The sequence below is a fragment of the Pedobacter immunditicola genome (assembly GCF_037482985.1).
GTDB classification, from domain to species: Bacteria; Bacteroidota; Bacteroidia; order Sphingobacteriales; family Sphingobacteriaceae; genus Pedobacter; species Pedobacter immunditicola.
Genome location: NZ_JBBHKC010000003.1, coordinates 55,231 through 76,387, shown reverse-complemented (window position 1 = coordinate 76,387; position 21,157 = coordinate 55,231). Strand labels below are relative to the sequence as shown.

Below are 21,157 nucleotides of genomic sequence, written 5' to 3'. Positions count from 1 at the left end.
TTCATTATCTTAACTTTACAACATGAATGAAAATCTTGATGCCTCTTCTGAGAATCTGACGCCCGTTGAACGGGAGATAGAAAAAGTGTTACGGCCTCAAACTTTTGAAGATTTTACAGGTCAGGAAAAGATCATGGAAAACCTCAAGATTTTTGTGAAAGCAGCAAAATTACGCGGGGAATCCCTTGATCATGTCCTTTTACATGGCCCTCCGGGCTTGGGGAAAACGACCTTATCCTATATTATTGCCAATGAAATGAGTACAGGAATTAAGGTTACCTCGGGTCCTGTTTTGGATAAACCCGGTGATCTGGCCGGCTTGCTCACCAACTTGGATACAGGTGATATCCTTTTCATTGACGAGATCCACCGTTTAAGCCCTTTAGTAGAAGAGTATCTTTACTCGGCAATGGAAGATTTCAAAATTGATATCATGCTGGAAAGCGGCCCTAATGCGCGTTCTGTACAAATTAACTTGAATCCTTTTACCCTTGTGGGTGCCACCACCCGTTCAGGCTTACTAACCGCTCCTTTAAGAGCCAGGTTCGGTATCAATGCACGCCTTGCTTACTACGACGCCAAATTGCTAACCACCATTGTGCAGCGCTCATCTGAAATCTTAAAAACGCCGATAACTGATGAGGGTGCTTATGAAATTGCCCGCCGGAGCCGTGGCACACCGCGTATCGCCAATGCTTTACTGCGCCGTACCAGGGATTTTGCCCAGATTAAAGGGAACGGTGAAATAGATACGGAAATTGCACGTTTTGCTTTAACAGCGCTTAATGTTGATGAGCATGGCCTGGATGAGATGGACAACAAAATATTGCTGACCATCATCGATAAATTTAAAGGGGGGCCTGTTGGCGTAAAAACAATAGCCACCGCCGTAGGTGAAGATGAAGGTACGATTGAAGAAGTTTACGAGCCTTTCCTGATTCAGGAAGGTTATTTAATGCGCACCTCCAGGGGCCGAGAAGTTACTGAAGCTGCATATATCCATTTAAAAAGAACTTACCAGGCACAAACGGGCCGTTTGTTTTAATTTCTATCACCGTTTAAGATACTGAAGAATATGAATATTGAATTAAGAAAACTTACCATAGATGACTATGATGACCTGAAAGAATCAATGGCTCAGGCATATGATACGCTCGGCGGGCAGATCTGGAGTAAAGAAACCATCGCCAAACTTTTACGCCTCTTTCCTGAAGGCCAGCTTTGTATTGCTGTTGATGAGAAGGTGGTTGCCTGTTCCCTGTCTATTATTGTGGATTATGACCAATATGGTGATAAGCATACTTACCAAAGGATCACAGGAAGCTATACTTTCTCAACCCATGACCCCACTGGTGATGTGCTCTATGGCATCGAAATATTTGTGAGTCCTGATTTCCGTGGGTTGAGGTTAGGCAGAAGGTTATACGAAGCGCGTAAAGAACTGTGTGAGAGCCTAAACTTGAAGAGTATTATTGCTGGCGGCAGAATACCGGGCTATCATGAACATGCTGAAACATTAACGCCGAGAGCTTACATCGACAAGGTTAAAGCTAAAGAGATTTTTGACCCTACGCTTACCTTCCAGCTTTCCAATGATTTCCACGTGATCAAGGTTCTTAAAAATTACCTTCCCGGAGATCATGAATCTAAGGATTTCGCCACCTTGCTGGAGTGGAACAACATTTATTACCAGGGTATTGATGCCTCTGCACGATCGGCTAAAACCATCAGGATCGGACTCGTGCAATGGCAAATGCGATTATTCCCCGACAGAGATGCATTCTTCGAACAGGTGGAGTTCTTTGTGGATGCGGTGAGTGGCTATAAGTCTGATTTTGTGATGTTTCCTGAGTTTTTCAACACGCCTCTTTTACATCCTTACAATCACTTACCCGAAATGGAGGCCATGCGCCTTCTGGCCGCCGAAACAGAAGAAATCGTGGCTAAGATCCAGGAATATGCCGTTTCTTATAATGTGAATGTGATTTCCGGCAGTATGCCGATCATTGACAAAGAAAACAATAAGCTTTATAATGCCACTTATCTGTGCCATAGAAGCGGACAAACAGAGGAATACCGCAAAATCCATATCACACCGAATGAACGTAAGTATTACGGTATGGTGGGTGGCGATAAAATACAGGTTTTCGATACGGATTGCGGTAAAATCGGCATCCTGATTTGTTATGATGTGGAATTCCCTGAATTAAGCCGCATCTATGCTGAACAAGGAATGCAAATTCTATTTGTTCCCTTCCTGACCGACACCCAAAATGGTTATACACGGGTAAGGAGATGTGCTCAAGCCAGGGCTATTGAGAATGAATGCTATGTGGCCATTGCAGGTTGTGTGGGCAACTTACCGAAAGTAAACAACATGGATATACAATTTGCACAATCAGCTGTATTTACCCCTTCAGACTTCGCCTTCCCTACCAATGCAGTGAAAGCAGAAACCACCCCTAACACGGAAATGGTATTAGTGGTGGATGTAGATCTGCACTTATTAGATGAACTGCACCACTTTGGTACTGTAAGAGTGATGAACGACCGCCGTAAAGACTTATATGAAGTGAAGTTATTGAAATAATATCTATGAATCATGTCAGAAAGCATTTTCCGGGTTCATTTCCGGAGAATCTTAAAACATAATCCAGTAAACGAGGAGCAGGATGAGGATGACAATGGGTATAATCCATTTCATAGCTTTCCCTGCTCCTTCTTCATCTCTTTCGTTTATAGCTTCAGGTGATGGCCCCGGGTCATTTTGATGGTGCGGGTAATCATGTTCTATCGGTTTTGGTGACTTGCCGTGTTCTTCTTGGTGTGGCTCCATATTTTCCATTTCTGTATGATGTTAGTATTGTACGTGTACGCTAGCTATTGTTGCTTGTTTAATTATTCCTTGTTGAGCTTATAATAGCTGTGTCGGATTTTTTAATCCGTCAAAATCATTTTAGCTGAAGGTCACTTTTTATTTTAGCTTAACTGATTGGTGACATTCTCCTGTAATTATATAAACAATAAGGGCTTTAAAAGGTTTTAAGCTTAAACCTGTATCTTTGTGCTGCATGTTTAACAACGCCACCAAATACAGCCAATTGATAAAGGAAGAAGCGCTTCGTTTAGGCTTCATGCAATGTGGCATTGCCAAGGCGGGTTTCCTGGAAGAGGAAGCACCGAGATTGACCAACTGGCTTAATCAGCATCACCATGGCCAAATGAGTTATATGGAAAATCATTTCGACAAAAGACTTGATCCAAGGCTTTTAGTAGACGGTGCTAAATCGGTGATTTCCTTAAGCTTAAATTACTTCCCCGCCGACTTACCAACCGATCCTGAGGCGCCTAAGATTTCTAAATATGCTTATGGAACAGACTACCACCTGGTCATAAAGGACAAGCTGTTTCAGCTGCTGTTATTTATTCAGCAGCATATCGGTGAAGTTAGCGGCAGGGCATTTGTGGACTCAGCGCCTGTACTGGATAAAGCCTGGGCAAAAAAAGCAGGCATCGGCTGGGTAGGTAAAAACAGCAACATCCTCAGCAAACAATCTGGTTCATTCTTTTTCCTGGCCGAACTGATCGTAGACCTGGAATTAGCCTATGATCAGCCCTTCACCGCAGATCATTGCGGCACTTGCACCAAATGCATAGACGCCTGTCCTACAGAGGCTATCGTAGGGCCATATATAGTGAATGCCAGCAAATGTATATCTTACCTGACCATAGAATTAAAAGATGAAATCCCTGCTTCTTTCCAGGGTAAAATGGAGAACTGGATGTTTGGTTGTGATATATGCCAGGATGTTTGTCCCTGGAACCGGTTTTCAGTCCCCAATGCAGAACCTTTATTTCAGCCCAATGAAAAACTGCTGGAAATGAAGAAGGAAGACTGGCTGGATATTACAGAAGATGTATTTAAAACGATTTTCAAGAATTCTGCAGTGAAACGCACTAAATTCAAAGGCCTGACGCGGAATATTGATTTTTTAAAAAAAACTGTAGTGCAAGAGAAACACCAGATCGGTCATGTCGCCGTCATTTCGGACCCCGTTCCGGGACCTAAGAATTAATTACCCAACACCACCTTTTCATTTTTAACATTAAACGTGTTGTCCCTGCTGTTTTTGTCCGGAACATGACTGCCTCCTAATACCACACGCTTTAAATTCTTCACACCAATAGACTGGATGGTGACCAGCGAATCTCCCTTTTCCCAGATGCCAATCGTTTCCTGAATCTTTGTCGTGCTGCCGTCTGCATACTCCAGCGTAAGGTGGACAGGCATAGGTTTATCGCTCTTATTTTGGATTTGAATCGCATAACCTTCCTCATTCCGGTTTACCCCTGCGATGGCCATATCAGTAACACCTTCCTCAAAGAACCACCTCTGCCAGAACCAGTTCAGATTTTTGCCTGACCCTTCATTCATGCTGTTGAAGAAATCATAGGGCATGGGGTGTTTCCCCTGCCACTGGCTGATGTAATGGTGCAAAGCCTTGGTGAAAAGCGCGTCTCCGAGGTAATCTTTAACAAATAAATAACCCATGCCTGGTTTAGGATAGGAACTGGTAAAAGAACCTGAACCTTTGAGTTCCGGGGTTAAAGTAATAATGGGACTGTCGTTTTTAGTGCCCGAGGTCATTCCGGTTTGTGCTACACCATATAAATTCACCATGGAGGTGTCTATTAGCGGCGATATAAGCCACTCTCCCATGGTTGCCCACCCTTCATCCATCCAGCCGTATTTGGTTTCGTTGGTGCCCAGGTAAAAAGGAAACATGGTATGGAAAATCTCATGTACAGTGAGGGTGATCGCATCTTCGCGTTTTTGAACCGGGTTGTCGTTCACCATCATTGGGTATTCCATCTGGTCGAGCCCATCAAAAATGGTTTCATGACTATATGGAAAGGGCCATTTTGGAAACTTGAAGCTCATGGCTGCAACAGTCTGACGTGCAAATTGGATCACTTCTTCATAATCGTCCTTATGCGAAGGGTTATAGACGGCGTCTACACGTGTCCTCCTCCCACTCAGTGAATCAACAACCAGGCTGCTAGATTTCCATACATAGTGATCGCTCAATGCAAAAACGAAATCAGTCACATTTTTAGCCTCATATTTCCAGGTGTGAGCGGAACGTCCTTTCGTTACCTTTTTGTTAGCGAGGTCCAGTGGTGTAATGACATCAATAACATGATCTTCACTTTCAGCCTTTTTAAGACGGCCAGCGACAGTTTCCTGAAAAACCTGGTTGGCGTTAGTGAGGTCTCCGGTTGCCCAAACTACGTAATCCTTCGGAACAGTAAGTTCTGCTTTAAAATTACAGAAGTCGTTATAAAACTCTTCATCGCCAGTGTAAGGGTATTTGTTCCAACCATCTATATCATCGTAAACTGCGATGCGCGGAAAGAAATAGGCAATAAAGTAAGACCCCTCATCTACCTGACCTGTACGTACATGAGAACCCTTATTTAAGATATAACTGTAAGTGATATTTATCTTTAGCGAATCCCCGGGCGGTAATGCAGCAATATTGGTATACATATTTGTACCCTCCATTGTCATATTAGTTGTAGCAACGGTTTTACCGCCCATCGTTAAAGCAGTAAGCTTTACGCCTTCCCCAAGGTCCCTGGCATTTATTTTAGCTTTAATGGGCACACCCTTCTTATAAATATTAGGGTAAAGCTTGAACCACAGTTGTTTTAGGGAATCAGGACTATTGTTGACATAGTTAATCTCGACCTTTCCCTTTAACAACCTGGTTGCAGGGTCAAACAGAACTTTGATGTCATAATCTGCTGTATTCTGCCAATAAAGTGGTCCAGGTTTCCCATCGGGGGAACGCGTACCGGCATTATAGGCATTTTGAATTTCAGGTGGTATCTGCAGGCTTTGTTGTGCAAAGACCCCTGCAGATACTAGAATGAGCAGAAAAATGACTTTAAGTCGCTTCATTCCTGAATTTATTTACCAAATTTCAACTTCAACTGTTCTAACATATCGTTAGTTAAAGGTGCGGCAGGTTTATCTTTTTTCTGCTGTGGTTTTTGCTGAAATTGAGGCTTAGGACGAAATTGTGGTTTTGCAGCCGGCTTAGCTGCTGGCCTGGTTGAGTTAACAGCTGGATGAGCAGCATGATTAACGGCAGGATGCTCAGGAGCCTTGGCAGGAACTTCCGGATGAACAGCTGAACCGACAGCTTCAGCAATTGCACTTGCATTTTCCGCTTTAGGCGCCTGTTGCTGCTGTTGTTGCTGTAGTTTTAAAGCTTTATGATGCTCTTTCTTTTTGTTCCATCTAACCCAGATTTCTTCCAGCTTTTTCTTGGTGTATAGCGGAAAATCTCCTTGTTTCATCCAGGCATAATAGCTAGGTTCCACATCAAAAACCTGCTCTACAGTTTTGCCTTTATGTTTACCAAAGTTAAACACCTCCTCGTTATGGTCATTGTAAACCATCCTGCCGGCAAAATCTACCGGCTTGTTCATGTTGGTGAAAGTATGCAACGCATCCACATCATTGAGTACAGGCTGGCTGATTTTACCTTGTTTATCCTCAAAATCCACATCTTTATAACGTTCCAGCTGAGCAAGTAAAACATGGTAAGTAGCCGTAATATCCGCTTCCGCAGAGTGAGCATTGACGATGTCTTTATCACAATAGAACTTATAAGCAGCACGCAAAGTACGCTGCTCCATCTGGTGGAATATATTTTGTACATCAACAAATTTCCTGTCAGACATATCAAGGTCAACGCCTGCCCTTAAAAACTCTTCCAGCAATACCGGGATATCGAAACGGTTGGAGTTATAACCAGCCAAATCTGCATCACCAATAAAATCTGCCAGTTCCTGTGCCACCACTTTAAAGGTAGGTTCATTGACTACATGCTCATCATAAATTCCATGTATCAGTGACGATTGCAGTGGGATGGGCATTTCAGGATTAATTTTCAGGGTTTTGATCACTTCAGAACCATCTGGCATTGCTTTTAAGATAGCAATCTCAACAATGCGATCGGAGCCAACGTTTACCCCGGTGGTTTCCAAATCAAAAAAGGCAAGTGGGCGTTTTAAATTTAATTTCATTTTTATTATAACTATTGTAAATCCTGATCTTTTATGACCTGTTTTTAGTAGCAATCAAAAGTCGTAAAAATGATCCATTTATTCTCACATTATTTGGTTGAGATAAATAAGAATTCTATATTGTGGCATATTAAGCTCTCATGAAACACTTTTTCTTTCTTTGCCTGGGCCTCCTTTTTTGCGGCGGTCAACAACTATTTGCACAGGATTTTGAATTTGGCAAGTTCTTGTCAGAAGACCTCAACATAAAACATGTCCCCTTTGACAGTACCGCAAACGCAGTCGTACTCAGGGAATTCGGCACTGCCTCCTTTCAGCTTGACGATAACACAGGAAGGAGTTACATCAATTATGAATACCATGTAAAGATCAAGATCTTCAACAAACAAGGCTTCGACGAAGCAAATATCCAGATCCCGTTGTGGACCTACAACAGTAGCATGGATGAAATTAGTGGCCTTACGGCGGTGACCATGAATTTCACCGAAACCGGTCTGCGTAAAACCGAACTCAATCAAAAGGGAATCTTTACTGATAACAAGTCTAAATACCTGAGGATAAATAAATTTACGATGCCTGATATTCAGGAAGGTAGCGTTATTGAGTATAAATACCGGATTAAAAGACCCTATATATTCAATTTTGTAACTTGGGAATTCCAGTCCGGCCTGCCTAAACTTCACAGTGAATTTATAGGGTTTATACCACCGATTTACAATTTTAACGCCTCTATTCGTGGCTTTCTTAAGTTGACAGATCAAAAAGCAGTAATCAGTAAGGACTGCTTAAGGATCAACGGAACAAATCTGGATTGTTCTAAAATGACCTATATCATGAAAGATATCCCCTCTTTTATAGAGGAAAGTTATATGACTGCCGCATCTAATTTTAAATCTGCCATTTATTTTGAACTCTCTGATGTACAACACCTCAGGGGTGGCAATTCAAAAATCACCAAGACATGGAAAGATGTCGACTATGAACTCATCAGCGATAAATCCTTTGGTGGACAGCTCAAAAAGAAGGATTTGTTTAAACCGCTTTTGCCTGAAATCTTAAAAAATGCCAGTGACGATTTGAGTAAGGCCAATGCCATTTATGACTACATCAAGAAAAATATCAAGTGGAATAATTATTTAGGAAAATATAGTGAAAACGACATAAAAAAGGCACTAGAACTTCACTCGGGCAATATTGGAGATATCAATCTTGCCCTCATTGCAGCACTCAGTGCAGCCGATTTAAATGTGGAGGCCCTCATTCTTTCCACCCGCAGTAACGGCACCATCAACAACATACACCCGGTGATCAGTGATTTTAATTATGTAGTGGCCAAATTAAATATTGGTGATAAAAGTTACCTGCTGGATGCTTCTCAGCCTTTCCTGCCTTTTGGCTTATTACCACATCACTGTATCAATGAGCGTGGCCGCGTACTCGGATTGAAAAGTGCATCCTATTGGTATGACCTGAAAGCCAGTCAGAAGGATCTCAATTATTATAACTTCGATGGCAATTTAGCCCTTGATGGAAAAATAACTGGCAACATGAGAATTTCTTCTCTTGGCTATTCTGCCTTAAATAAAAGAGAAAGCATTGCTGAAGCTGGATCTCTTGATGCTTTTGTGGAAAGCTTTGATGAAAAAATGACCAACATCCGCATTCTCAAGCATAAATTCACAAATATTGACAGCCTGAATAAGGAACTAATTGAAGAATATGAAATTGAAATGCAATTAAGCGGCGACCTGAATGTTGATCAGCTCTACTTCAATCCCTATATCATTGACCGGAATATAAAAAACCCTTTTAATTTAAATGAAAGGCTGTACCCTGTTGATTTAGGGGCAGTTACCGAGAAAATGGTGACCATGAATTTAAAGGTACCTTCCAATTTCGTAATGGTTGAAAAGCCTAAGGATATATCACTCACACTGCCGAATGCAGATGCCAAATATCTCAATAGGATTGCTTTCCAGCCTGGAGAAATCAAACTGTTGCAGTTACTTCAATTGAACAAACCTGTATATCAAGCGGACGAATACCTGACGCTTAAAGAATTTTACAGCAGAATAATTCAGCAGCAAACTACAGATCTGATCCTTAAAAAAGCGAATTAAATGAGGCGTACTCCTCGTCATTCAACATGATAACTTACATTTCTTCGAAACAAACCTATCAAATGAAGACAATTTTTGTGCTGTTTATGGCAATGCTGGTACAGCAGGCAAGCGCCCAGCAGAACTATCAAGCGGCAGATATTCCTGCTGCCTTAAAACCCCGGGCTCATGCGGTGCTGCGAAATATGGAAACAACAGTAGATATGCGCTCTGCAGAACAGGTGGTGATCTCCGTTAAAAAAGCCGTTACCGTGTTGAACAAAAATGGCGACAATGATGCCGGGCTCTATGTGTTCTACAATAAAAATTCCGTCATTAAAAGCATAAAGGGTGAAATTTATGATGAATTCGGCAAGCTCATCAACAAGTTTAACCAGAGCAGTTTCAGGGATGAAAGTGCAATCAGCAATTTTTCCTTATTTGAGGATGACCGCATCAAGTATTTTAAACCTCAAATGATCAATTATCCTTATACCGTGGTCTATGAATATGAAGTGAGGAACAAACAAAACCTGCTGATCCCTGACTGGTATGCCAGTTCAGACGCGAACGTTGCCGTGGAATCCAACAAATATAGCTTTATATGCAAAACGGGGGATAAAGTGAATATTAAAGCCTATCACTTGAAAGATGATGTAAAGGAAACGCAGCATGAAAAGTCGACAACCTATAGCTGGGAAGTGAAAAACTTACCTGCTTTTCGTGCAGAGCCTTATTCGCCACCGGCCAACCTTTATCTTGCGCACGTTAAAATCGCACCCGAAAATTTCTCCTATTACAAAGCTTCCGGCAAGTACAGCAACTGGAACGAACTTGGCAAATGGATCTATGATGACCTGATTCAAAACCACCAGACTCTTACGCCGGCTACCATCCAGCTCGTCAAAGAATTGGTGAAAGGGATCACAGATCCCAAACTAAAAGCAAAGAAGATCTACGAGTATGTACAAAAGAAAACCCGCTATGTGAGTATCCAGGTCGGTATTGGTGGTTTTCAGCCAACGGCAGCTGCTGAAGTGGATCAACTGGGTTATGGCGATTGTAAAGGTCTGGTGAATTACATGCAAAGCTTGTTAAGAGCCGTTGATATTCCTTCTTACTATTGTGTGGTCAACGCGGGCGATCAAAAGAAAAGCCTCGATCCGGGTTTTGCCAGTATGAACCAGGCTAACCATGTAATCTTGTGCCTTCCCTTTGAAAATGACACCACCTGGCTGGAATGTACCAGTCAGACGGCCCCTTTCGGCTTTCTTGGAGATTTTACGGATGACAGAATTGTGCTTGCCTGCACAGAGGAAGGCGGGAAATTACTCCGCACACCTGAATTAAAAACCAACGGAAACCTGATTAAACGAAGAGCCGAACTTCAGTTGGATCAGGACGGGAGTATTACCGGAAACATGAGTACCCTGTTTAAAGGTTCACAGTATGATAACAATGAATACATCAGGACGCAGTCAGTGGATGACCAGATGAAATCGTTGAAGAAAAAATACGACATCGATAACATTAATTTCAGCAACGTTCAATTCACGCAGCTAAAGGAAGCGGATCCTTCAACAGTAGAATCGTGCAAACTGAGCATTAAAAATTATGCCCCCAAAACGCAAAACCGTGCTTATCTGATCTTGAATCCTTTTAATAAAAGAAACACGATTACTGAGGTAACCAACAGGACAAAATCACTTTACCTGAACAGGGGTTATAAAAATGAGGATGAGGTCAGTTTTCAGCTGCCGGAGAAATACACCGTGGAAGCTAAACCGGCGGATGTACTGATTAAAAATGAATTCGGGCATTACGAGGCCAGGACAGTAATCAAAGACCAGCTGTTAACTTATCACAGGACCCTGGTGATCAATAATGGCCTTTTTGAGCCGGCAAAATATGCTGCATTCGCTGAATTTATTAACCAGGTGAATGGGAACGATAATGCGAAGGTTGTTTTTAAAATCAACTAAACTATAATTGCAATTCAAGAATCATCAGCAGGTAATCAGGAGCTTCGGTTAAATAGAATTCCTGTTATTACTTTTTAACAGGCCCCGCTTTAACTAAAGCCTGTTGGTAAGCCGTAATATTGATATCATCTACAACGACGCCCCTGTTGGTAGAAGCATGCACAAAATAATTATTATTGAGGTAAATGCCTACATGGTCTACGTCGTTGCCACCGAAAGAGAAAAAAATCAAATCACCTTCTTTAAGCTGGTTGAGGTTTTTCTTTTGAATGACTTCCGCCTGGTCCCTCGACCTTCTCGGCAAGGATATGCCATAGATCTCCTTCTTTAAAAGCAAGGCAAAGCCAGAGCAATCGATGCCCCTTTTATCCAGGCCACCTAATCTATACTTTACTCCTGCCCAATCGGTAATGAAATTATGAAGTGACTTATTCTCTAAATTAGCCATGGCATCAGCCGCAGCAGCAGCATTATTGGTGGATTTTGCTGCATATTTTCTTGAACTACATGCTGTTAAAATGCATGAAGCCAGTAAGATCAATAATAATTTCTTAACCATTCTTTATTGTTTAATTACCCTTTGAATTTCATCCAGTTTAAGCAAAGCTTCCACCGGAGTTAAAACATTTACATCCAGGTTATTCAGCATATCCCGGATTTTTACGAGTACAGGATCATCTATGGCAAACATATGCAATTGATAAGCCTGGTTTTGTACTTTCTTAATGCTGTCTTTTATACTCTGTCCCTCTGTGCGGTCGAGTTCCAGTTTCTTAAGGATTTCATTTGCTCTTGAAATCAGTTTAGGTGGCATGCCGGCCATTTTTGCTACATGAATACCAAAACTATGCTCACTGCCACCAGGCACTAATTTACGCAGAAAAATGATTCTATTTCCAACTTCTTTAATGGAGACGTTAAAATTTTTAATTCGGTTCATCGTATTTGCAAGCTCATTCAATTCATGATAGTGCGTTGCAAATAAAGTTTTTGGCCTTGCAGTTGGATGGGTATGCAAAAACTCGGCAATAGACCAGGCGATGGAAATGCCATCATAAGTACTGGTACCCCTTCCTATTTCATCCAGTAAAATTAGGCTGTGTTCAGAAATATTGTTTAGGATACTGGCTGTTTCATTCATCTCCACCATGAATGTACTTTCGCCGGATGATAAATTATCAGATGCCCCTACCCGTGTAAAGATCTTGTCGACCAAACCAATGGCAGCAGATTTAGCAGGCACAAAGCAGCCCATTTGCGCCATCAGCACAATGAGTCCGGTTTGCCTTAAAATAGCCGATTTACCCGACATATTCGGTCCGGTGATGATGATGATCTGCTGACTGTCATTGTCCAGGAACACATCGTTGGTGATGTATTCTTCGCCAACGGCTAATCTCTTTTCGATGACCGGGTGCCGCCCGCCTTTAATATCCAGCACTTTACTGATGCTTAACTCAGGCTTCACATAATGGTTGTTAACAGCCAGTTGTGCAAAGCACAGCAAAACATCCAGTTGTGCAATCAGGAAGGCATTGAGTTGTATCGGTTTAATATAGGTGGCCACCTGGTACATCAGTTCGTTGTAGAGGCGGATCTCTATCTGCAAAATTTTCTCTTCTGCACCGAGGATCTGCTCTTCATATTCCTTGAGCTCCGGTGTAATATATCGTTCTGCGTTGACAAGCGTTTGTTTCCTTAACCAGTCTGCAGGAACTTTATCTTTATGGGTATGCGTAACTTCAAGGTAATAACCGAAAACATTGTTAAAAGCTATTTTCAGGGAAGGAATTCCTGTTGCAGCAGCTTCTCTTTTTTGAATTTCCACCAGGTAATCTTTGCCATGAAAAGAAATTTTACGTAAACGGTCAAGTTCTTCATCTATACCATCAGCAATCACATTTCCTTTAATCAGCACAGCTGGAGGATCAGGGAAAAGCTCACGCTCCAACCGCTCGCGAATAGATAAACAAGGGTTTAACTGATCGGCAATGATATTCAAGAAAGGGTTGTTACTTTGACGGGTCACTTTCTTGATCTCTTCGATATGGTATAGTGCCTTTTTTAACTGGCACAGTTCCCGGGGACCAACCTTTTGTAAACCCACCTTGGAAATTAACCTTTCCAGGTCACCGATTTGTTTGATATGATTTAAAAGCTCCTGTACGAGCTCCTGGTTCCCCACTAAAAATTCCACCATCCCCAGTCGCTCCTGGATAGGCTTTAATTCTTTAAGCGGCATGATGATCCACTTATGCAGCATGCGAGCCCCCATGGGTGTACTGGTTTGATCCAGGATATCAAATAAGGTAACGGCATTGTCGTGCGGCGAACTCACCAGTTCCAGGTTTCGGATGGTGAAACGATCCAGCCACATGAATCTTTCTTCCTCCAATCTTGATAAGGAGGATATATGCTTTAAATTACGGTGTTCGGTTTCATTTAAGTAATGCAATACCACACCCGCAGCGATGATGCCCAGCTGTAATTTATCTACACCAAAACCTTTTAAGGAACTTACCTCAAAATGTTTGTTTAAAATCTCGTTGGCATAATCTGTGGTAAAGGCCCAGTCATCAAGATGAAAAGTATAAAACTTGTCGCCGAAAAGTTCGAGAAACTCTTTTCTTTTACTTTTTTGAAAGACTACTTCCGTTGGCTTAAAGCCCTGAAGCACCTTATCAATATATTCTGCATTGCCCTGGGCCACTAAAAATTCACCCGTGGAGATGTCCAGCAGCGAAACACCATAGTTATTTTTATCAAAGGTTACTGCAGCCAGGTAATTATTGGATTTCTGGCTGAGGATATTATCGTTATATGCCACACCTGGTGTAACCAACTCGGTAACGCCGCGTTTGACAATGGTTTTAGTCGTTTTTGGATCTTCGAGCTGATCACAGATGGCAACACGCTGACCGGCGCGAACCAATTTTGAAAGGTAAGTTTCGAGAGAATGATGAGGAAAACCTGCCAGTTCGATATGACCGCCCGGGCCATTTCCCCGCCGGGTTAAAACGATCCCTAAAATTTGTGAAGTTTTTACAGCATCCTCACCAAATGTTTCATAAAAATCTCCTACTCTAAACAATAATAATGCACCTGGATACTTTACTTTAATAGCATTGTACTGTTGCATTAATGGTGTTTCTTTACTTTTATCTTTGGCCAAAATATGATTCTAATTACAAAATCGTAAAGATACTATCTTCGTTGGAAGGCTTCGTACTTTGTTGAAAATTTTAATGCTTTATGGTTTTCTTTTGAAAAAAGCCAAATTTAAGAAATGGTGTAGTTTAAACATCATTTCGCTGCAATCATTAATCAATATTTGGGGAATTGAAAATTGATTTCCAATTTACAGGCAAGAGTTAGCGTTTTGGTCAATATAAATATGACTAACTTAGTTATTTTAATGCCGCAGTAACTCTTGCTTTTTCAAGTATCCAGCTCGTATATTTTTCACGCTGTTGCTGATAAATCTTATGTCTTCCTTCGGGAACAATAAATAATTCTTTAGGCGCTGAGATATTATTATATACAGCATAAGTTGAAGTGGGAGGCGTTGTTTCATCGTTAAATCCCCATGAATAGAACCCAGGTACTTTTATTAATCGGGCAAAATTCGCCACATCGTAGAAAGATGACGTTTTAATTTTTCCTGGAGTACCATGAATTTCGATGTTAGTGGGGCTAAACATGTGAGGCCAGCCTCCTGCCCTGCCATGCAAATACCCGGTTAGATCGCTCAATGCGGGGCATAATGCCACAAGATATTTAATCCGCGAATCTAATGCAGTGGTAATAATGGAAAGGGCTCCGCCTTGACTTGAACCCATTACTGCAAGAGTGGATCCATCAAACTGAGGCAAACTATAAATTAAATCAACAGATTTTAAACATCCCTGAATAACACGTTTAAAATAATACTGGTCCGGGTTATCAAGATTGAAAAGCGGATAGCCAGATAAAGCGCCCTGAAGTAAACCATTATATACTTCGGCATCCAAATTAATGGGGATTCCATGAATGCCGATATCCAGGGTGATCATTCCTTCAGTAGCCAACGACAACGAACCACCACCATTGTATGATCTTACACCAGCTCCGGGAAAACGAATAAACGCCGGGTACTTCCCCTCTTTTTTAGGAATACATAAAATCCCATAAATTCTTGAATTTAACTGATTATTTTGAAAGCTAACACGATATACATTAACATCTCCGCCCGACCGTTCAGTTATAAGGTTCATTTGAGTATTTAATGGGATTCGAGCAGCATCGGCCTTAGCTTTATTCCAAAAACTTAAAAACCCATTCGGGACTTCAGCTGTAGCACGTATTTTTTCCGGTTCAAAACCAGCAGTTGCAAAGCCCGTATAAACCTTGTTATTTACTTTGGCACTTACAATACACCGAAGAAACCCAGGACTTTTCATCGTTCCTGCAGTAATTGTTCCAATTCCGTTCGCTAAAATAAGTGTCCCCTTTTTTCCAGCAGCCATTTTTTCAGGGCCGATTTCATAGGATATCTTCAAATCTTCCAATTGTTTTCCCCTAACTGAAACCTTAAAATTAACATTCTCACCTGTTTTATAAGTCCAGTCTACATGATCTGCCGTTACAATAATCTCGATTTCAGCTGGCTTTTTATCAACAGAATCAACCAGATTTTGAGCATAGGATAGAAAGGGAAATATTAATAAAAAAAGTCCTAAAGTGTATTTTTTAAATCGATTTAATTTTAACATTTTCATATTTTTAACTGAGTAATTTATAAAATCCTGTTCTGAAATCCTTCACTTTTTAAATCAGGTCTTCAGCCATTGATAAGCAAGCTCACTCGTCGGCGCCGTAAAATCGTTGTCAAAAAGCTTTCCGTGTACGTAACCGAATATCGTTATTCATTTTTTTATTTCCAACTTTATTATTGAGAATAGTGTAGGTAGAAAAAAGACAAAATTCAGGATTCAGCTGTGTCACCTTATCCATAAACGAGGTCAAATGATATTATATATCAATATTTGAAGTTATTTGCGCATTCTGTAAGTTTTCAAACACTTCAGCAACTTATAAGTGAAATTAGAAAATATGAATTGGCTAAAATGGAAAAGCAGTGTTTCAGAAAATCATTGGCGTGATAAAATTACTTACTATCACAGATGGCAATTTACTTCAAACCCTTACTTTTAATAAAATAAATATGGATGAAACACAATTTTTATCACTTATTAAAGAACATCAGGGAATCATCCATAAAATATGTCGCTTATATCGGGACATTCGGGAAGACCGGGAAGATCTTTTTCAAGAGATTACTTTTCAACTTTGGAAATCCCATCAAGCTTTTAAGAACGATGCAAAAGTAAGTACCTGGATTTATCGCATTGCACTGAATACCGCAATAGCAACTTTTCGTAAAAAGAAACGAACAATTGAATACTACCCTGTTTTACCTGATCTTCCGGAAGAACAGCCATGCGAAGAACTAGCCATACGGCAAGAACGTTTATTTGGCGCTTTAAAACAACTTGATGATGGCGATAAAGCCATTATCACGTTGTACCTGGAAGATTTGAGTTATCAACAGATAGCAGATGTTATCGGCATTAGTGAAAATTATGTTGGTGTTAAGCTTAACAGGATAAAAATAAAAATTCAGAAAATTTTAATCTAAGAAATATGGAACTCAACGAATTAAAATCTACATGGAATACGGTAAAAACACCAACAATTTCAACGCTGGAAATTCAAAAAATGTTAATAGAAAACAAGCATCCGGTTTTGAAGGGTATCAGGAAACAGTTCACCATAGAAATCATTGGATGGGGTATTTTCTTATTGTGCTATTATACCATGTTTGATGGACATTTGAAACCATTATGGGTCAATATCCTGCTCATTTTTTCTATCCTTCTGCCGCTTATTCATAACCTAATGGGTTATCGTATGGCAAAGTATCTTGTGAAGGGGGCCAATATCCATGAATCGCTAAAAAACTACCTAGCTAAGGTTAAAGTTTACGCCACAGTTTCCGTTGCGTCGAGACAAATTTACTTATTGGGACTTTTGTTGTTTTTTACCTATGGATTAAGCTTTAACAAGAGTAAGTATGTCTTTTTGGCTGTTATTATCTCCATATTTATAGTTCAACTTTTGTTATCATTTAAAATATGGGCTAAACGCCTGAAAAGTCTGGATAATTCAATAAAATCATTCAATTGAAGTAGCGTGGGAAACTAGTTAATAATAAGTCGTTTTAATCCATTATCGCTTACTTCATAAAACTTCTTATTTTCAATTAATCTCGCTGATAGTCAATTGTTTTTCAAGTATCTCGTCGCTAATGCCGGCATGTACAAATAAAGTCATACCTATCTTTTCAATTATATTTTTACTCCGCATCCATCTTCCGAACTCACTATTTCGCCAAAGACATCCTTGGAATAATCTAGTTTCATCTCATCGGCCAGCTCAATATATTTGTTTCTAACATATCGAATGTCTCCTGCCATAACCATAGCTTTATGGAGTATTTAAAAGATTATTAAATACTTATTCGCATCCAGTCATTTACTTACAAAAGTTATGAAGACATACAATTGTTAGTTAACAGTGATGAAGCCCTTATTAATTAAATTCCAATTTTCGCTTGATTTCCGAACCAACGGAATCAATTGATGAGATATCTTTCTGCACTCCGTTTTTAGCCTCCTTTAAAAGCTCCTTGTATTTTTTCAAAGAATCCAGATTAGTTGTTTCTGCAATTTTCCGCTTGATTGCTGTGCTGTCGTTGATTAAAGAATCTAACTGTTTTAATTCATTAGGGAGTCCATCTTTGAAGTCCTTCAATGTTTCTGAAACATAGCCATTCACTGCATCTTCAGCATTTTGACTGTTACACCCTGCTGTTATAAAAAGTACGAAAATTAAAAAAGGAATTGCTTTTTTCATTGATATGGTATTGTTATTTTAAGGTAGTGAAACTATCATCAGCTGATGATGGTTTCATTAATTACGATTGATTTGTTACTGGAAAATGCTAAGATATGTATCTCCAATTTAAAAAATTTGCCGCCAACTGTTTAATGAGGCTTACATGACGATAAACACTAAAAATATGACGATCATCTCTGGAATTTGACCCTCATGTAAACTTATGATAACGAAGTAAACCAGTTACCCTAAACCCAACGAACACTAGAAAGTAAGGCCTTACTCACAGCGACCTCCGACCGACCTGCTACCGACCTCGTACCGGAAAACCGCTCCTAACCCCGACTCAAGTAACTGCCAGGGATGACGTCTTTACAGCATAAGAGAACTACAGGCGTTCGATATAAGACAAAAACAAGGTCATCGCTTCTCTCTTCTCATCAGTCAGCTCGAAGTTAAGCTTATTCATCATGTAATCCTCCATATCGAAATGGTCAATTTCCGGTAAATCTTTCAGCAATTCCTGTCTGTGCTCCAGGCCAGATTTCAATGCCTCATTAAACTCCTGTATAAAATCTTCAGGGATATTTTTATTGGCTATCCATGCCGCATACATGAAAGGTAAACCAGTAAAGTTCATCCATTCCTCCCCCAGGTCATAGCTATAGGCATATTCTCTTTTTTTGCCAAAGGTTCTATCGCCAATTAAAACAATGGCGTCAGTTTCTGCCTCACTGTCCGTAGTAAAGGTAATATCCTGCTTCCAGTAAAATTTTAGCAATACCCTGGCCAGGTTGTTTGATGTGCGCGAGTGACTATCCAAACGCAGGGTTTCGATTTGAGCCACAGGAACCTTACTGAAAATGAATACAGAATTAACAGCACCTACAGAACCAATACAATACCCACCAATCAAGTTTCCATTGGGTACTAAAGGAAAAGCAGCAACCGGCATCAAACCGATATCCACCTGTCCGTCAATAACTTTAGCGGCACAATCTGTCGGGATATCCAGGCTCAGTTCAATTTTATTGATGACATCCGAATGTTCTATTCCGTAGATAAAAGGTTTGGTATTGGTATAGCAGACTGCTGAAATTTTTATTTTGTTCAAGATAGATTAACTTTTTAAATGATCGATATTATTAAAGTCTTTGATAATGAATTTATCGCCAGATAAGGTTAGTTTGTAAAGCGTGGTGTTTTTATGGGGAAATTTTGACATCGCACAAATAGGTTTGCGGGTAAGGAGGCATAAAAGCAAACGCATAGCCCGTCCGTGCATACAGATCAGTACCACTTCTTCCTTCTTTCGGCTCATGATCACTTTCATGGCTTCCAGCAGCCTGACGGCCACCTCGTTAGGACTTTCACCATCAACGCATTTGGCATCATAATTCCTCGCCAACCATTTCTCGGTTAAGTTCCTGAAAAACAGCAAAGATTCTGTTGAAGCCGCTTTACCTTCCCACTCGCCCCAGGCCAGTTCATCCAGACCGCTAAGTTGTTCCCAGGGGATCCCCGCATCAATAAAAGATGCCACGGTTTGGTGGGTACGTTTTAAGGTAGAGGTGTATATTTTATCAAAAGGCACATGCTGATGATGTTCATATAACGCTGCTGCCTGTGCCCTTCCGGTATCATTCAAATCGCTGTTTATTCCCCTGCCCTGTACTATTCCGTGTTTATTCAACTCGGTTTCTCCATGCCTGACAATGTATAAAGTCTTCCCCATTAATTGATAACAGGAAGTTTATAGAACTGAGGTTTAGCCGTATTTTCAAATTCAACATCTGTATAGTCAGTAACTACATTATACAGGGTGTCGCGCTCTATGGGTTTACGTTTTACTTGTTTAATCAACTCCACAAGTTCCTGGGTACTCATACCCGGACTTTGTTCTTCAGCACCGGCCATGGAATAAATTTTTGTGGTATCATCCAGTGTGCCATCAATATCATCCACCCCAAAATTAAGGGACAGCTGTGCAGTCTGGCGACTGATCATGGCCCAGTAAGCTTTGATATGGTCGAAATTATCCATGTAAATCCTGGCGATGGCGTAATTGCGCAGGTCTTCAATCACAGAAACTTCAGGCACATGGTCCATCTGGTTGTTTTGATTCCTGAATTTCAAAGGAATAAATGCTTGGAAACCACCTGTTTTGTCTTGTAACTGTCGCAGGCGCTCCATATGGTCTACACGATGCCAGTACTCTTCAATATGACCATATAACATGGTCGCATTGCTGCGCATGCCCAGGGAATGTGCTTGTTCATGAATATCAAGCCATTGTTCGGCATTACATTTATCATGGGCAATTTTCTCCCGCACTTCGGGATGGAAAATCTCTGCACCCCCACCCGGCATAGAATCTAAACCGGCTTCATGAAGGTATTTCATACCCTCATAATGTGTTAATTTTGCTTTTTTAAAGATGTAATAATACTCTACCGGTGTTAAGGCCTTGATGTGTAAATCAGGTCGGTGGGCTTTTGAACGCCTGAAAAATTCGGCGTAGAAATCCAGGTTTTGTTTAGGTACCACACCCCCGGTCACATGAACTTCAGTAACCGGCTCATTGTCGTATTTCTTCAATGCTTCGATCATGGCATCAACGGTCATCTCCCAGCCTTCCTCTTTTTGCTTAATTAAGCGGGAGTAGGAACAGAACTTGCAATCGTAAACACAAAGGTTGGTGGGTTCTATATGAAAATTACGGTTAAAGAAGGTATGATCGCCATGTCTTTCTTCACGTATATGGTTCGCCAGAACTCCTAAATAACCAAGTTCGGCATGCTGGTATAAGTAAACACCATCATCAAAAGTAATTCTTTCTTTATGCTGTACTTTTCTGGCAATCTCTTTTAGGGGTTGCGATAAATTAGGGTCATCGAAAAGTAAAGTCAATTTTGCAGTATCCATAGTTTGATCTCTGAGCTATTGACAGCAAAGTAACGTAAAATTGCGATATTCATTGTTTTTATAAAGTAAAAGAACCAAAAAAGGGGCTCGCAAAAGCCCCTTTCTTACCTAAACCAA

At 40.7% G+C, this 21,157-nt stretch carries 18 protein-coding genes; 7 read left to right on the top strand and 11 right to left on the bottom strand.

Annotation, left to right across the window (positions count from 1 at the left end):
• The first annotated feature begins 22 nt into the window (after nt 1-22).
• Nucleotides 23-1,045, top strand: coding sequence for a Holliday junction branch migration DNA helicase RuvB (ruvB, locus tag WG905_RS05300; protein ID WP_339590668.1), 1,023 nt, complete (start codon nt 23-25; stop codon nt 1,043-1,045).
• 30 nt (nt 1,046-1,075) lie between these two features.
• The gene (locus WG905_RS05295; RefSeq protein ID WP_339590667.1) at nt 1,076-2,590 is read left to right on the top strand and encodes a carbon-nitrogen hydrolase family protein; all 1,515 of its coding nucleotides are present in this window, start codon (nt 1,076-1,078) and stop codon (nt 2,588-2,590) included.
• Between the two features lie 51 nt (nt 2,591-2,641).
• Here WG905_RS05295 and WG905_RS05290 read toward each other — a convergent pair whose 3' ends face one another.
• On the bottom strand, nt 2,642-2,836 hold the full coding sequence (locus WG905_RS05290; RefSeq protein WP_339590666.1) for a hypothetical protein: 195 nt from the start codon (nt 2,834-2,836) through the stop codon (nt 2,642-2,644).
• Nucleotides 2,837-3,071: 235 nt separating this feature from the next.
• Here WG905_RS05290 and queG point away from each other — a divergent pair, with 235 nt between their 5' ends.
• Nucleotides 3,072-4,076 (top strand): tRNA epoxyqueuosine(34) reductase QueG, encoded by a 1,005-nt coding sequence (gene queG, locus WG905_RS05285; RefSeq protein WP_339590665.1) that lies wholly within the window; start codon nt 3,072-3,074, stop codon nt 4,074-4,076.
• On the opposite strand, the gene WG905_RS05280 is transcribed toward queG, so the two are convergent.
• Together WG905_RS05280 and WG905_RS05275 are read right to left on the bottom strand one after the other, a co-directional pair.
• Entirely contained in the window at nt 4,073-5,965 is a 1,893-nt protein-coding gene (locus tag WG905_RS05280; RefSeq protein ID WP_339590664.1) for a M1 family metallopeptidase, read from the bottom strand. The genes queG and WG905_RS05280 overlap by 4 nt on opposite strands.
• Nucleotides 5,966-5,973: 8 nt before the next feature.
• Nucleotides 5,974-7,098 carry an exonuclease domain-containing protein gene (locus tag WG905_RS05275; protein WP_339590663.1) on the bottom strand — a complete coding sequence of 375 codons (1,125 nt, stop codon included), beginning with the start codon at nt 7,096-7,098 and terminating at the stop codon, nt 5,974-5,976.
• A gap of 140 nt (nt 7,099-7,238) precedes the next feature.
• Here WG905_RS05275 and WG905_RS05270 point away from each other — a divergent pair, with 140 nt between their 5' ends.
• Nucleotides 7,239-9,218, top strand: a complete 1,980-nt coding sequence (locus WG905_RS05270; RefSeq protein WP_339590662.1) for a DUF3858 domain-containing protein — start codon at nt 7,239-7,241, stop codon at nt 9,216-9,218.
• Between the two features lie 62 nt (nt 9,219-9,280).
• The gene (locus tag WG905_RS05265; RefSeq protein ID WP_339590661.1) at nt 9,281-11,179 is read left to right on the top strand and encodes a DUF3858 domain-containing protein; all 1,899 of its coding nucleotides are present in this window, start codon (nt 9,281-9,283) and stop codon (nt 11,177-11,179) included.
• Between the two features lie 67 nt (nt 11,180-11,246).
• Here the strand turns inward: WG905_RS05265 and WG905_RS05260 are convergent, their stop codons facing one another.
• From WG905_RS05260 to WG905_RS05250, 3 genes are all read right to left on the bottom strand, one after another.
• Nucleotides 11,247-11,738, bottom strand: coding sequence for a C40 family peptidase (locus WG905_RS05260; protein WP_339590660.1), 492 nt, complete (start codon nt 11,736-11,738; stop codon nt 11,247-11,249).
• A 3-nt stretch (nt 11,739-11,741) separates the two neighbouring features.
• On the bottom strand, nt 11,742-14,351 hold the full coding sequence (gene mutS, locus WG905_RS05255) for a DNA mismatch repair protein MutS (protein WP_339590659.1): 2,610 nt from the start codon (nt 14,349-14,351) through the stop codon (nt 11,742-11,744).
• 235 nt (nt 14,352-14,586) lie between these two features.
• Nucleotides 14,587-15,930 (bottom strand): acetylxylan esterase, encoded by a 1,344-nt coding sequence (locus WG905_RS05250; RefSeq protein ID WP_339590658.1) that lies wholly within the window; start codon nt 15,928-15,930, stop codon nt 14,587-14,589.
• Between the two features lie 365 nt (nt 15,931-16,295).
• Here WG905_RS05250 and WG905_RS05245 point away from each other — a divergent pair, with 365 nt between their 5' ends.
• Both WG905_RS05245 and WG905_RS05240 read left to right on the top strand, forming a co-directional pair.
• On the top strand, nt 16,296-16,856 hold the full coding sequence (locus WG905_RS05245; protein WP_339590657.1) for an RNA polymerase sigma factor: 561 nt from the start codon (nt 16,296-16,298) through the stop codon (nt 16,854-16,856).
• A 5-nt stretch (nt 16,857-16,861) separates the two neighbouring features.
• A complete protein-coding gene (locus WG905_RS05240; RefSeq protein WP_339590656.1) occupies nt 16,862-17,404 on the top strand; it encodes a hypothetical protein in 543 nt (180 codons plus the stop codon).
• 161 nt (nt 17,405-17,565) lie between these two features.
• Here the strand turns inward: WG905_RS05240 and WG905_RS05235 are convergent, their stop codons facing one another.
• From WG905_RS05235 to mqnE, 5 genes are all read right to left on the bottom strand, one after another.
• Entirely contained in the window at nt 17,566-17,694 is a 129-nt protein-coding gene (locus tag WG905_RS05235; protein ID WP_339590655.1) for a hypothetical protein, read from the bottom strand.
• Between the two features lie 115 nt (nt 17,695-17,809).
• Nucleotides 17,810-18,133 (bottom strand): hypothetical protein, encoded by a 324-nt coding sequence (locus WG905_RS05230; RefSeq protein ID WP_339590654.1) that lies wholly within the window; start codon nt 18,131-18,133, stop codon nt 17,810-17,812.
• A gap of 370 nt (nt 18,134-18,503) precedes the next feature.
• Nucleotides 18,504-19,229, bottom strand: a complete 726-nt coding sequence (locus WG905_RS05225) for a menaquinone biosynthetic enzyme MqnA/MqnD family protein (RefSeq protein WP_339590653.1) — start codon at nt 19,227-19,229, stop codon at nt 18,504-18,506.
• A 6-nt stretch (nt 19,230-19,235) separates the two neighbouring features.
• Nucleotides 19,236-19,850 carry a histidine phosphatase family protein gene (locus tag WG905_RS05220; protein ID WP_339590652.1) on the bottom strand — a complete coding sequence of 205 codons (615 nt, stop codon included), beginning with the start codon at nt 19,848-19,850 and terminating at the stop codon, nt 19,236-19,238.
• Nucleotides 19,850-21,040: an aminofutalosine synthase MqnE gene (mqnE, locus tag WG905_RS05215; RefSeq protein WP_339590651.1), complete on the bottom strand. Its 1,191-nt coding sequence runs from the start codon at nt 21,038-21,040 to the stop codon at nt 19,850-19,852. The genes WG905_RS05220 and mqnE overlap by 1 nt, the downstream gene beginning before the upstream one ends.
• Nucleotides 21,041-21,157: the final 117 nt, after the last annotated feature.

What these genes read in the sequence shown, in the direction of transcription:
- WG905_RS05250 (WP_339590658.1), bottom strand. Translation starts at nt 15,930, where the DNA reads ATGTTAAAATTAAATCGATTTAAAAAATACACTTTAGGACTTTTTTTA.
- WG905_RS05290 (WP_339590666.1), bottom strand. Translation starts at nt 2,836, where the DNA reads ATGGAGCCACACCAAGAAGAACACGGCAAGTCACCAAAACCGATAGAA.
- WG905_RS05295 (WP_339590667.1), top strand. Translation starts at nt 1,076, where the DNA reads ATGAATATTGAATTAAGAAAACTTACCATAGATGACTATGATGACCTG.
- WG905_RS05220 (WP_339590652.1), bottom strand. Translation starts at nt 19,850, where the DNA reads ATGGGGAAGACTTTATACATTGTCAGGCATGGAGAAACCGAGTTGAAT.
- WG905_RS05240 (WP_339590656.1), top strand. Translation starts at nt 16,862, where the DNA reads ATGGAACTCAACGAATTAAAATCTACATGGAATACGGTAAAAACACCA.
- WG905_RS05275 (WP_339590663.1), bottom strand. Translation starts at nt 7,098, where the DNA reads ATGAAATTAAATTTAAAACGCCCACTTGCCTTTTTTGATTTGGAAACC.
- WG905_RS05280 (WP_339590664.1), bottom strand. Translation starts at nt 5,965, where the DNA reads ATGAAGCGACTTAAAGTCATTTTTCTGCTCATTCTAGTATCTGCAGGG.
- WG905_RS05235 (WP_339590655.1), bottom strand. Translation starts at nt 17,694, where the DNA reads ATGGCAGGAGACATTCGATATGTTAGAAACAAATATATTGAGCTGGCC.
- ruvB (WP_339590668.1), top strand. Translation starts at nt 23, where the DNA reads ATGAATGAAAATCTTGATGCCTCTTCTGAGAATCTGACGCCCGTTGAA.
- mqnE (WP_339590651.1), bottom strand. Translation starts at nt 21,040, where the DNA reads ATGGATACTGCAAAATTGACTTTACTTTTCGATGACCCTAATTTATCG.
- WG905_RS05230 (WP_339590654.1), bottom strand. Translation starts at nt 18,133, where the DNA reads ATGAAAAAAGCAATTCCTTTTTTAATTTTCGTACTTTTTATAACAGCA.
- WG905_RS05265 (WP_339590661.1), top strand. Translation starts at nt 9,281, where the DNA reads ATGAAGACAATTTTTGTGCTGTTTATGGCAATGCTGGTACAGCAGGCA.
- queG (WP_339590665.1), top strand. Translation starts at nt 3,072, where the DNA reads ATGTTTAACAACGCCACCAAATACAGCCAATTGATAAAGGAAGAAGCG.
- WG905_RS05260 (WP_339590660.1), bottom strand. Translation starts at nt 11,738, where the DNA reads ATGGTTAAGAAATTATTATTGATCTTACTGGCTTCATGCATTTTAACA.
- WG905_RS05270 (WP_339590662.1), top strand. Translation starts at nt 7,239, where the DNA reads ATGAAACACTTTTTCTTTCTTTGCCTGGGCCTCCTTTTTTGCGGCGGT.